This is a genomic window from uncultured Campylobacter sp. (assembly GCF_938030815.1).
GTDB lineage: Bacteria > Campylobacterota > Campylobacteria > Campylobacterales > Campylobacteraceae > Campylobacter_B.
This window is the reverse complement of record NZ_CALHII010000164.1, coordinates 1-13170: the sequence shown is the minus strand read 5'-3', so window position 1 is coordinate 13170 and position 13170 is coordinate 1. Positions and strand designations below refer to the sequence as shown.

The 13170-nt window shown below is 48.2% G+C and carries 7 protein-coding genes; all 7 read right to left on the bottom strand.

What is annotated here, in order from left to right; genetic code table 11:
- Positions 1-556: 556 nt before the first annotated feature.
- Positions 557-1087: a thiol peroxidase gene (tpx, locus tag Q0277_RS06540; protein WP_297996659.1), complete on the bottom strand. Its 531-nt coding sequence runs from the start codon at positions 1085-1087 to the stop codon at positions 557-559.
- Positions 1088-1718: 631 nt separating this feature from the next.
- On the bottom strand, positions 1719-3794 hold the full coding sequence (fusA, locus tag Q0277_RS06535) for an elongation factor G (RefSeq protein ID WP_297996657.1): 2076 nt from the start codon (positions 3792-3794) through the stop codon (positions 1719-1721).
- Between the two features lie 9 nt (positions 3795-3803).
- Positions 3804-4274 (bottom strand): 30S ribosomal protein S7, encoded by a 471-nt coding sequence (gene rpsG / locus Q0277_RS06530; protein WP_177386837.1) that lies wholly within the window; start codon positions 4272-4274, stop codon positions 3804-3806.
- A gap of 69 nt (positions 4275-4343) precedes the next feature.
- Positions 4344-4718 (bottom strand): 30S ribosomal protein S12, encoded by a 375-nt coding sequence (gene rpsL / locus Q0277_RS06525; protein ID WP_005872613.1) that lies wholly within the window; start codon positions 4716-4718, stop codon positions 4344-4346.
- A gap of 83 nt (positions 4719-4801) precedes the next feature.
- Positions 4802-5191, bottom strand: a complete 390-nt coding sequence (locus tag Q0277_RS06520) for a DoxX family protein (RefSeq protein ID WP_297996655.1) — start codon at positions 5189-5191, stop codon at positions 4802-4804.
- Positions 5192-5226: 35 nt separating this feature from the next.
- Positions 5227-9741, bottom strand: a complete 4515-nt coding sequence (gene rpoC, locus Q0277_RS06515) for a DNA-directed RNA polymerase subunit beta' (protein WP_297996653.1) — start codon at positions 9739-9741, stop codon at positions 5227-5229.
- Positions 9738-13170, bottom strand: a 3433-nt coding sequence (rpoB, locus tag Q0277_RS06510) for a DNA-directed RNA polymerase subunit beta (protein WP_297996651.1), incomplete at its 5' end; no start/stop codon positions are given. The genes rpoC and rpoB, both read right to left, overlap by 4 nt.

Below are 13170 nucleotides of genomic sequence, written 5' to 3'. Positions count from 1 at the left end.
CCGCAAATTTCATCCGCGCCTCGTCTAGCTTCGCGATACTGCCACTTGCATTCTTTTGCTCAAATTTAAATTCGCCAAGATTTCGCGAAAAATACTTTTGCCTTATTTCCGTGAAGCAGTATTTCCTCGCATCGCTATATTTAGTTGCCTTAAAATTTTACTCGATTGCCGCCCATACGGCAATTCCCATCGTAAAATTTTAAGTCGCTCGGTCTGGCCTCGTGATACTGCCGCCTGTGTTTTGCGCTCAAATTTAACCCGATCGCGCGCTGTTTTTTTTATAAATCCAAAATATGTGCCGACGGATCGAAAAGCATACCGAATGTGAGATAAATTTATAAATTGATTGGGGATAGAATTTTAAAATTCTATTGCGAACTGCGCAAAGAGGATCACCGGCGCAGATCCGCCGAAATTTCAGACGTGGTCTGCTAAATTTCAGGGCGCCGTGGAATTTTAGAATTTAAAGTTGCGGGCGAGCAAGGCGCCCGTCCGCGCATTTTAAGCCCGCCAAATTTAAGCGAGCAACGTCTGCGCCGTAGACCTAGAAATTGCATCAGCCCTGTGTCGCAGCGCTTCCGCTCGCAAACGTCGCCGCATTCAGCGCCGCGTCGTAATCGGGCTCATCTACGATGTCGTCCGTGATCTGCTTGTAGGCGATCTTGCCCGCGGTATCCACGACGAAAACCGCGCGGCACGTTAGCCCCGCAAGCGCGCCGTCCGCGATCAGCACGCCGTATGCGCGCGCAAACTCCTTATCGCAAAAATCGCTTAGGGCGCGTAAATTTTTGATCCCCTCGGTCGAGCAAAATCTGCCCGCGGCAAACGGCAGGTCCATCGAGACTACGAAAACCTCGGTATTTTTTATACTCACGGCGCGCTCATTAAATTTGCGCGTCTCGGTCGCGCGCACGTCCGTATCCAGAGACGGCACGGCGATGATGACCTGCGCCTTGCCCGTGCCGCCGCCGACTTTGACCTCGCTAAGATCAGCCGCGACCAGACTAACCTCTGGCGCCTTATCTCCAAGCTTAAGCTCGTTGCCTGACAGGCCGACGCTTACGCCTTGTAATTTGGTTTGTTGCATGATTTTCCTTTGTTTTGAAATTTAAAACGGGCGCATTATAAGCCCGCGAAAGCAAACGCCTGCTAAATCCGAAAAATAGGCAAGTTCGGGCGCTAGCTCAGCTTATATGAGCGGTGTATAGATCGCTCTGCAAAGATGAAATTTTACAGCGCGAAGCGGCGGCGCAATTAAAGTACCCCGAGAATACCGCGACTTAGCATAAAGCACTGATGGTCGCAATCCGATAGTCTATGATAGTTGCGCTCCGCCTTAAGGCTGCGCCGAAGGTAAAATTTCGCCCCGTTTGCGCGATCCCGCTTGCGGCGATTTTGTCTGTGAATAAAAATCAAAGCATATAGCGCTGTATGTGCGCTTTATCTGCGAAAGAAAAAATCTCTAGTAAAACGATAGGCGCGGCATCATGAGCGCGTTTTAAATTATGTTTTGAATTTTTAAATTTAATTGAAATTTTTTGATCTAAATTTGCAATCTACAGAAATCAAAATTTATGGGTTGAAATTTTATTTGAAGCTAGAGCGTGAGTTAAAATTTTGGCTTGTAAAGCAGGTTAAATTTAAACACCGTTTTAAAATTCAAAGAAGCGTCGGGGGCTGGCGATAAAGCTATCGCCGCACCCTGACACCCATTAAGCTTAACCGTTGCGCTTTTTGATGATCTCTTCGCCGACATTCTTAGGAACCTCGTCGTAGTGATCAAATTCCATCGAATAGGTCGCACGACCCTGCGTCTGAGAGCGCAGATCGGTCGAGTAACCGAACATCTCCGAAAGCGGGCAAAATGCGTCGATGATCTTATTGCCGCCGCGTTCGCTCATATTATTGACCTGTCCGCGACGTTTGTTTAGATCGCCGATGACGTCGCCCATATACTCCTCAGGGGTTTCTACCTCGACCTTCATCATAGGCTCCAAGATCACGGCACCCGCTTTTCTAGCGCCCTCTTTAAAGCCCATAGAAGCGGCGAGTTTGAACGCCATTTCGGAGCTATCGACTTCGTGGTAGCTTCCGTCATAGACCGTTACGCGCACATCCTCGACCGGATAGCCCGCCAAAACGCCATTTTGCATCGCCTCTTGGCAGCCCTTATCGACCGCAGGGATGTATTCTTTTGGAATCGCGCCGCCTTTTATATCGTTTACGAACTCATATCCGGTGCCTGGCTCCAAAGGCTCTAGGCGCAAAAATACGTGACCGTATTGACCGCGACCGCCTGATTGCTTGGCGTATTTGTACTCTTGCTCGACCGTTTTGCGGATAGTCTCACGATATGCGACCTGCGGCTGTCCGACCTCTGCTTCGACTTTAAATTCTCTAAGCATTCTATCTACGATGATCTCAAGGTGCAGCTCGCCCATTCCCGAAATGATAGTTTGTCCGCTCTCCTCGTCCGTCGCAACCCTAAAGCTTGGATCTTCTTGCGCCAATTTTTGAAGCGCGATACCCATTTTCTCTTGATCGGCTTTGGTTTTAGGCTCTACAGCTACGCTGATAACGGGATCAGGAAATTCCATACGTTCTAAAATTACTTTATCTTTTTCGCTAGCTAGAGTATCGCCCGTAAGAGTGTCTTTAAGACCCACAACGGCGCCGATCTCGCCCGCATATAGCTCTTTGATCTCTTCGCGTTTATTCGAGTGCATCCTTAGCAAGCGTCCGATGCGCTCTTTTTTGCCTTTGCCGGTATTTACGACGTAGCTGCCGCTTTCCAAAACGCCGCGATAAACGCGTACAAATGTAAGCTGACCTACGAAAGGATCGGTCATAATCTTAAATCCAAGACCCGCAAACTCACCCTCGTCGGTAGAACTTACGTGAACCTCGCTGCCATCCTCATACTGACCCTTAATCGCAGGCACTTCATCAGGCGCAGGTAGATAATCTACGACCGCATCTAGCAAAGGCTGCACGCCCTTATTTTTAAATGCAGTACCGCATAGCATAGGAAAGAAGCTTAGGCTTAAGCAGCCTTTCTTGATGCCCTTTTTAATCTCTTCTACGCTTAGCTCTTCGCCGTTAAAATACTTCTCCATCAAAGCTTCATCAGTCTCTGCTACCGCCTCAATCATCTTGTCGCGATACTCTTGCGCTTTTTCTCGTAACTCGGCAGGAATTTCAACGATCTCAGGAGCTGAAGGACCCTTGCTATCATCCCAAACGAGCGCCTTCATAGTAACCAAATCGATAATGCCCTTAAAATCGTCCTCAGCGCCGATCGGAATTTGAATAGGAACTGGATGAGCCTTGAGCCTATCTTTTACCTGCTGTTCGACATTATAGAAATTTGCGCCGACGCGATCCATTTTATTTACGAAAATAATGCGCGGAACATGGTATTTATTCGCTTGACGCCAAACGGTCTCGCTTTGAGGCTGAACGCCTCCGACCGAGCAAAATACTGCTACCGCACCATCTAAAACGCGCATCGAGCGCTCGACTTCGATAGTAAAATCAACGTGACCCGGAGTGTCGATCAAATTTATCTGATGATTATTCCAAAAGCATGTGGTAGCGGCAGATGTGATCGTGATGCCGCGCTCGCGCTCCTGCTCCATCCAGTCCATCGTAGCGGCGCCCTCGTGAACCTCGCCGATCTTATGGCTCATACCGGTAAAAAATAGAATTCTTTCGCTCGTAGTGGTCTTTCCGGCATCGATGTGAGCGGCGATACCGATGTTTCTAACCATATGCAAAGGGGTTTTTCTTGCCATGATGCCCTCCTACCAACGATAATGCGCAAAAGCTTTGTTGGCTTCTGCCATCTTGTAGGTGTCTTCTTTCTTTTTAAATGAAGAGCCTTTAGAATTTGCGGCGTCCATAAGCTCGTAAGCCAGGCGCTCTATCATCGTGCGCTCGCTTCTTTTTCTTGCAAAAGAGATGATCCAGCGGATAGCCAGAGCCTGCTGGCGAGCCGGTCGTACCTCGATCGGAACCTGATATGTGGCGCCGCCTACTCGACGAGATTTTACTTCCATCAAAGGCTTAACGTTATCAATGGCATCGTTAAAAATTTCGATACCTTTCTTCTCGCCGCCTTTATTGTCGATGAAATTTAAGGCGCCGTACATGATCTCGGTAGCGACGCTCTTTTTACCGTCGAACATAAGCGAATTAATAAATTTTGTGATTACTTTGCTGTCATAAATCGGATCAGGCATAACTTCCCTAACGGGAGCTTTTCTTCTTCTCATTTTATTCCTTCAAATTTTAAAATTTTACTCAAACTCGGCAAAATCTAGTGCCGGTCTGTTTCGGCTAAACTATTTTTTAGGTCGTTTAGCACCGTATTTTGATCTTGCAACGGTTCGTTTTGCAACGCCTGCAGTATCGAGTGCACCGCGGACGATGTGATATTTAACGCCCGGTAGGTCCTTTACACGACCGCCGCGAACTAGCACGATGGAGTGCTCTTGTAGATTGTGACCTTCACCGCCGATATAGCTGATGACTTCAAATCCGCTAGTAAGCCTTACTTTGGCAACTTTACGAAGCGCAGAGTTTGGTTTTTTAGGGGTCGTAGTATAGACCTTAGTACAAACTCCTCTTCGTTGAGGGCAATTCTTTAGCGCCGGGGACTTCGATTTCTCGGTAATCTTCTTGCGCTCTTTTCTGACCAATTGATTTATGGTTGGCACATCTTTCCTTTCACAAAAATTTATTCAAAAAGATTTAGATTATACTTTGTTTAAACTTACAGAAACGTAAATTTAACTAAATTTTAATCTCTAATCAGTACAAACTCTCCGCCGCCGCAGATCACTAAGCAGATCGCAGCAGAAAGATACAGATATATGATTTCCAGCTCAAATCCGCCCACGCCGGTAAGCGCGCTCAACGGAGTGTGTAGGACATATATTATCATGAGCACGTTTGCGATCACAAGCAGAGCGCCTATGCGGCAAAATACGCCTATGATTATCATCGCTGGCGCCAGCACCTCGCCTACGTATGCACCGTAAGCCACCAGATCCGGAATTCCTCTGGCTACCAGCATCGATTTTACGCCGTCTATGCCGTGAGTGAGCTTAAAAATTCCATGCATTAAAAGACAAACTCCAAGCCCCAACCTGACAAACAACAGACCGAAATTTATGTTGATCATATTCATGCTTTATCCTTTAAATTTAGGGCTTGCGCCCAAAATTATTTTTTGAGTTTAACTTCCTTATCTTTATACAGACCCGTTCCCACAGGGATTATACGACCTAGGATGACGTTTTCTTTTAAGTCCTCTAATCGGTCAAATTTACCCGCGATGCTAGCCTCCGTTAAAACCTTCGTAGTCTCTTGGAAGGACGCTGCCGAAATGACGCTATCGCTTCCGACGGCCGCACGAGTTACGCCCAGTAGCACGGACTCTGCAATCGCAGGCTCGCCACCAATTTTCATAATGCGCTCGTTTTCTTCTCTAAATCTGCGGCGGCTAATGAGATCGCCGACGATTAGCTGAGTATCGCCACTATCGACGATTCGGACCTGGCGGAGCATCTGTGATACGATGATCTCGATATGCTTATCGCTGATGACGACGCCTTGAGAGCGGTAAACCTGTTGAATTTCGCTTATCAGATAGTAATGCAGCGCCTTTTCGCCTAAAATTCTAAGCACGTCGTGCGAGCTGATAACTCCATCGGTAAGTTTCTCGCCTGCGTGGACGAACTCGCCGTTTCGCACTTGGATCTGGCGGCTCTTATCGATTAGATACTCGGCGCTCGTTCCGTCCTCGCCCTCGATTATAATACGCTCTTTCGCGCGCAAAGCCTTATCGAAGCGGACGGTTCCGTCGATGTCTGCGATGATCGCGGTATTTTTTGGACGACGCGCCTCAAATAGCTCCGATACACGCGGCAAACCGCCGGTGATATCTTTTGATTTCGCAGCAGCCTTCGGCGTTCTAGCCAAAATATCCGCAATCGCTACCTGATCGCCCTTGTTCGTAAAAATCGCGGTCTTCGGTCCTAGATTATATTTGATAGGCTCTCCCTTGCTAGGAGTTACGATAATTGCCGGTTTGACGCCCTGCGGTAGGTATTCGTTGATAACCAAACGGCTTTGACCTGTAGTCTCGTCATATTGCTCCGTAGCGGTGTATCCAGGCTCGATATCCTCGAAACTGATCTTACCTTCGCACTCTGCTGCTACCGGGATAGAATACGGATCCCACTCGGCGATAATCAATCGATCGTCTTTTTTAGGCTTAGCGATAAGATCTTCGCTTTTTACGACGCTATTATCATCATAGGTAATGACCGATTCGCGCGGTATATAGTGGCGGATCGCTTCTCTGCCGTTGTCATCGGAGATGACTACGTACATACCCTTCTCACTTACGACATGACCTTTTTTGATATCTCTTAACCTCTCTAAATAATCGCCCTTTAGGATGAAATACTTAAGTGTACCATTTGCTCCCGCTTTGATCTTTTGAGTTACCGGCTCGCCATCTTTGACGCGAAGTTCGCTGGCAAAAGGAATTCGAGTAGGGATATTCCAGTCTTCTTTTATAACCTCTACTAAACTATCATTTTCTCCAACGGTTTCGCCGTCTTTAAATACGATGTAGAATTTCCCCTCAACTTTACCACTTACACCTGCAAGCTCGGTAGGCTTGGCTAGATCGTGGCGTCGGATGGTATATTTAAATTCTTCTTTCTTGCCTTTTAGCGTGATATTCACATCATCGTGGGTTATATCGATGCTTACCTTACCGGTAATTGGAGCTTTGATCTTAGGCTCGACCAAAAGCACCGCGGCATTTCTGCGGTTCATTACGATATTTTTGCCGCCGTTTTCATAGGTCTTGACGTTATAATATCTGATAAAGCCCTCTTTATCGGCGATTACTTGGCGATCTTGCTGCTCGGTAGATGCGGTACCGCCGGCGTGGAAGGTTCGTAGCGTAAGCTGCGTGCCCGGCTCGCCGATTGATTGCGCCGATATGATACCGACCGCTTCGCCCGGTTTTACCAGCTTGCCCTCGCCTAAATTTACGCCATAGCACTTTGCGCAGACCCCTTTTTCGGCCTTGCACGTAATCGGCGTGCGGATATTTACGGATTTGATACCCGAATCCACGATGGTTTTTACCTCGCCAACGCCCAAAAGCGTGCCCTCGGTAAATAAAATTTCATTCGATACCGGATCGATCACATCCGCGCTTAGCACCCTACCCATAATCCTATCGGCTAGACTTTCGATCTGGGTTCCGTTTTCTACGATCTCGGTAACCTCGATACCCTCATGCGTGCCGCAGTCGTGCATCGTAACTCTGACGTTTTGTGCGACGTCGATCAGCTTTCGCGTCAGATAGCCCGCATTTGCAGTCTTGAGCGCAGTATCGGCAAGACCCTTACGCGCGCCGTGGGTCGAGATGAAGTACTCATTTACATTCAGACCCTCTCTAAAATTTGAAGTGATCGGCGTCTCGATGATCGAGCCGTCCGGCTTACTCATCAGACCTCTCATGCCCGCTAGCTGCTTGATCTGCTCCGCGCTACCTCGCGCGCCGCTATCGGCCATCATATAGATCGAGTTAAAGCCGTCCTTATCTTTCTCCATCATCTTCATCATCTCATCGGCTAGCTTCTTGCTGGTGCTGGTCCAGATGTCGATCGTTTTGTTATAGCGCTCGCCGTCGGTTAGCAAGCCCGCGCCGTATTGGTTCTGAACTTCTCTGACCTGCTTTTTAGCTTCTTCTACAAGACCCGCCTTAGACTTCGGCACGATGATATCCGAAACGGAAATCGAAACGCCCGCTTTAGTCGCGGATTCAAAGCCTAAGTTCTTAAGATTATCCAAAAATTCCGCGCTTATCTCAAGGCCGCCGTTTTTATAGACGTAATCGACAAGCTCGGCGATATCCTTTTTCTTCATAATCTTATTCCAAAGATGATCCGGAATAAAGCTAGGCAGGATCGATTTGATGATCAAGCGGCCTGCGGTCGTAAAGATAATGCGGCGATCGATCATCGTTTTGATTTTAGCGTGGATGTCTAGGGCATTTGCCTCCACGGCGAGCATTACCTCATCGACGTTTGCAAAAATTTTATTCGTTCCTTTTGCACCCGGCTTTTCGAGGCTTAGATAATAAATTCCTAAAACCATATCCTGGCTAGGCACCGCGACAGGCTTTCCGCTCGCAGGAAGCAAGATGTTCATCGAGCTAAGCATTAAAATTTTACATTCCGCGATCGCCTCTTGGCTAAGCGGCACATGTACCGCCATCTGATCTCCGTCGAAGTCCGCATTGAACGCGGCGCAGACTAACGGATGCAGCCTGATAGCCTTTCCCTCGACGAGCACGGGATGAAACGCCTGAATAGACATCTTATGAAGCGTCGGCGCGCGGTTTAGCATAACCGGGTGATCCTTTACGACCTCCTCCAAGCACTCCCAAACTTCATTGATCCTATTTTCGATCATCTTTTTGGCCTGCTTGACGGTCGTAGCATAGCCCTTCTCTTGCAGGCGAGCGATTAGATGCGGCTTGAATAGCTCAAGCGCCATCGTCTTAGGCAGACCACACTGATCCATGCGTAAATTTGGACCTACGACGATGACGGAGCGACCCGAAAAATCCACGCGCTTGCCGAGCAAATTTTGTCGGAAGCGGCCCTGCTTACCCTTAATGATCTCGCTTAGAGATTTAAGCGGTCGCTTATTAGCGCCCTTCACGGCATTGGCGCGACGTCCATTGTCAAAAAGCGCGTCCACCGCCTCTTGAAGCATTCGTTTTTCATTACGGATGATGATCTCGGGCGCGTCGAGCTCCATCAGCCTTTTGAGCCTAGAATTTCGATTGATGACGCGGCGGTATAGATCATTTACGTCAGAAACCGCAAATTTACCGCCCTCAAGGCTAACGAGCGGGCGTAGATCGGCAGGCAGTACGGGCAGATTTGTAATCATCATCCACTCGGGCTTATTGCCGGAATTTAAAAAGCTCTCGACGACCTTTAGACGCTTGACGATGGTTTTTTTCTTCGCTTCGGAGTTTGTGTTAGCCATCTCCTCCTTCAAAGAATTTAAAATTTCGACCAAATCAAGCTCGGCTAGCATATCGCGGATCACCTGACCGCCCATTTTGGCGACGAAGCCTGTCTGCGAAAAGCGCTCTTTTAGACTCTGATACTGCTCCTCATTTAAAACATCGTATTTCTCGACCTTTTTAGAATTTTCGTTGTCGTAAAATGCCTCGCCCGCGCTTTCTACGATGTAAGCCTCATAATAAAGCACGCGCTCAAGATCTTTCATCTTGATATTTAGAAGCGTACCGATGCGGCTAGGCAAGGAATTTACGTACCAAATATGCGCCACCGGCGTTACCAGCTCGATATGCCCCATTCTAGTGCGGCGGACTTTCGAGCTCGTGATCTCGACGCCGCACTTTTCGCACTTCCAGCCCTTATATCGCATCTTTTTATATTTGCCGCAGATGCACTCATAATCTCTTACTGGGCCGAAAATTTTAGCGCAAAAAAGTCCGTCGCGCTCCGGCTTGAGCGTGCGGTAGTTAATAGTCTCGGGCTTTTTGACCTCGCCGTGGCTCCATGCTTTGATCTGCTCGGGGCTAGCAAGCCTAATAGCAAACGCGTCGAAGTCGTGAACTCTAGCGTCTTCTTTTATTTCTATTCTTTCTAAATTTGAATTATCGCTCATTTATTCTCTCCATTCTCGTAAATTTCAACGTCTAGAGCAAGCGATTTAAGCTCGTTTGTTAAAACAAAAAATGTCTCAGGAATTCCGGTAGACGGAACGTTTTCACCTTTTGTCAGCGCCTTATACGCAGCCAAGCGTCCGTCGACGTCGTCGGATTTGATCGTTAGCATTTCGCGGAGCGTGTATGCCGCGCCGTATGCCTCCAGAGCCCAAACTTCCATCTCTCCGAATCTTTGACCGCCGAATAGCGCCTTGCCGCCGACCGGCTGCTGCGTGACTAAGCTGTAAGGACCGGTGCTTCTTGCGTGAACTTTTTCGTCGACTAGGTGGTGTAGCTTGAGATAATACATGCAGCCCACGTTTACGCGCTCTTTGATCTTTTCGCCGGTGCGGCCGTCGTAAAGCTCGGTCTTGCCGTCCTGATCGATGCCCGCCATTTCAAATAGCTTTTTGAAATCCTCCGGTACAATGCCTTCGAATATCGGAGCGGAAAATCTAACGCCCTTAGCCCAGTCTCTAGCGTATTTTAAAAGATCTTCGTCGCTGATTTTCTCAAGCGTCTTTTTAGCCTGCATTAGCTTGGAAACGCCCGCGATCTCAATCATTTTGGCGCGAAGGGTTTTTAACCATTCGTCCGTTTTCTCCTCTAAAATTTGAGCGATCTGCTCGCCCAAACGCCAGCCCACAAGACCCAAGTGGCTCTCCATTATCTGACCGATATTCATACGGCTTGGAACGCCGAGAGGATTTAACACGATATCCACGCGCTGTCCGCTAGGCAGATACGGCATATCAACCTCAGGGACGATATTTGAAACGATGCCCTTATTTCCGTGGCGGCCAGCCATCTTATCGCCCACTTTTAGCTTGCGCTTAGTCGCGATATAGACCTTTACGAGCTTAACGACGCCGCTTGGCAAGATATCGTCTTTTTCTAAAATTTCGATCTTTTCGTCATGCTCCTCTTTGAGCTTGCGCTTCTCGTTTTGGAAGTGATTTTTTAGCTCTTCGTATTCCTTCTGAACAGCTTTAGAATAGGCTTTGACGAAAGAATTTAACGTAAAGCGATTGGAGCTTTCAAGCTCCTCTTTTTTAACCTTATCGCCCTTTTTATAATCTTTTTTATTGAGGCTTTGATCGCTTTGCAAAGCGCTTTTAGAAAGTAGTGCCACTACCTTTAGCATCTCCTCGCGATCGAGCATCAAAAGCCTATCGTGATGCTCCCTTTCGAGCTCGGTTTTTTCATCCTCATAGGCCTTGTTCGTGCGCGGATCCTTCTCGTAGCCTTTTTTGGTAAAAATTTTAACGTCGATCACCACGCCTTCCATAGAGGCGGTCGCGTAGAGAGATTTATTTACCACATGCCCCGCCTTCTCGCCAAAAATTGCGCGCAAAAGCCTCTCTTCAGGCGTCGGTTTGACCTCGCCCTTCGGAGTTACCTTGCCTACCAAGATCATGCCAGGTTTGACGTGAGTACCGATCTTTACGATACCGCTATCATCGAGGTGGGTAAGCTCCTCCTCTTTGATATTAGGGATGTCGCGCGTGATCTCCTCCACGCCGTCTTTAAGCTCTCTAGCCTCGATCTCCTTTTCATAAACATGCACGCTGGTGTATTCGTCGGCACGAATCATCTTTTCGCTCATGACGACGGCATCCTCGTAATTGTAACCGTGCCACGGCATAAAGGCTATGAGGGCGTTTTTGCCAATCGCAAGCTCGCCGCCGTCCATACTAGGACCGTCGGCTATGATTTGACCGGCTTTTATCACGTCACCTTTTCGCACGATAGGACGCTGTGAAAAGGTAGTGTTTTGGTTGGTGCGTAAATTTTTCTCCATCGAGTAGTGATCGATAAACGGCCCCTTCTCGTCTTCGCCCAAAATAAATATGTTTTTATTATCGACCTTTTCTACGACGCCGTCGCGTTTAGCTTTGATAGCTTCCCACGAATCGCGCGCGATAATCGCCTCCATGCCCGTTCCAACGATAGGAGCGGTAGAGTGTAGAAGCGGCACGGCTTGGCGCTGCATGTTCGAGCCCATCAAGGCGCGGTTAGCATCGTCGTGCTCCAAAAACGGAATCAGCGACGCCGCTACGCCCGCGACCATACCGGAGCAAAGGTCTATCAGCGAAATATCCTCGCGTTTAGCCATGATATTTTCGCCGTCTTTTCTGACCTCCAAAAGCTCTTCTACAATATTGCCCTCTTCGTCCAATTTAGCGGACGCAGGAGCGATTACGAGCCCCTCTTCTTGCGTAGCGGTAAGATAGACGATCTCATCGGTGACCTTGCCGTTTACGACCTTTTTATACGGAGCCTCGACGAAGCCTAGATCATTTACCTTCGCATAGGTCGCTAGGGTATTGATCAGACCGATGTTTTGACCCTCCGGCGTCTCGATAGGGCAAATTCTACCGTAGTGCGTAGGATGGACGTCACGCACCTCAAAGCCTGCGCGCTCTTTAACCAGTCCGCCTTCGCCCAGCGCAGATAGACGACGCTTATGCGTAACCTCGCTAAGCGGGTTGGTCTGATCCATAAACTGGCTTAGCTGGCCGCCAGTGAAAAATTCCATAAGCGTAGTGGTGATGATTTTAGGGTTTACGAAATCATACGGCATAAGCTCATCTAAATTTCCGCTAATGCCAGTAAATTTATCCTTGATCGCCTTTTGAACCTTGATAAATCCAAGATGCATCTCGTTTGCCAAAAGCTCTCCGATTGAACGTATGCGGCGGTTGCCGAGATTATCGCGATCGTCGATGAAGCCGTCGCCGTTTTTAACTCTAATTAAATATTTCGCCGTCTTGATAATATCCTCGCTGGTTAGCACGGTTACGTACTCCGGCGCCTCGATGCCTAGTTTATGGTTCATCTTCATACGGCCGACTTTGGTCAGATCGTAGCGCTCCGGATTAAAAAACAGATCGTTTACGAAGCTCTTTGCCGCTTCTTTTACCACCGGCTCGCCCGGGCGCATAACCTTGTAAATTCTAATCGCAGCCAGATCGTTCTCATCGTCTATGCCCTCGCTTTGCTGTAAGAGTTTAAGCGCGTCGGCATCTTGGATGAAGGAATTTATGATCGAAGTATCTACGCCGCTAGCTAGGTCGTTGGCGATCGTAAATTTTTTCTCGGTGTTAGCGATCTTGGCTAGCTTGCCCTCATCTAGCGCAGTTAGCGAATCAAAAAGCACTTCGCCGCTGTTTTTATCGACGATGGCGTCGGCTAAGTAGCGCTCGGCTAAAATTTCAGCCGGATATTCGATTAGCTTTAGTCCGTCCTCTGCTAACTTCTCTGCTTTTTTGGATGTTAGGCGCTTGCTTGCTTGATGAAGCACTTCGCCCTTTTCGTTTATAATGTCGTAATCGAGCCTGCCCGCGTATTCTTTCGGATCGAAATCGGTCAGGAATTTTCCTTTTTTG

What these genes read in the sequence shown, in the direction of transcription:
- Q0277_RS06520 (WP_297996655.1), bottom strand. Translation starts at nt 5,191, where the DNA reads ATGAATATGATCAACATAAATTTCGGTCTGTTGTTTGTCAGGTTGGGG.
- fusA (WP_297996657.1), bottom strand. Translation starts at nt 3,794, where the DNA reads ATGGCAAGAAAAACCCCTTTGCATATGGTTAGAAACATCGGTATCGCC.
- tpx (WP_297996659.1), bottom strand. Translation starts at nt 1,087, where the DNA reads ATGCAACAAACCAAATTACAAGGCGTAAGCGTCGGCCTGTCAGGCAAC.
- rpsG (WP_177386837.1), bottom strand. Translation starts at nt 4,274, where the DNA reads ATGAGAAGAAGAAAAGCTCCCGTTAGGGAAGTTATGCCTGATCCGATT.
- rpoC (WP_297996653.1), bottom strand. Translation starts at nt 9,741, where the DNA reads ATGAGCGATAATTCAAATTTAGAAAGAATAGAAATAAAAGAAGACGCT.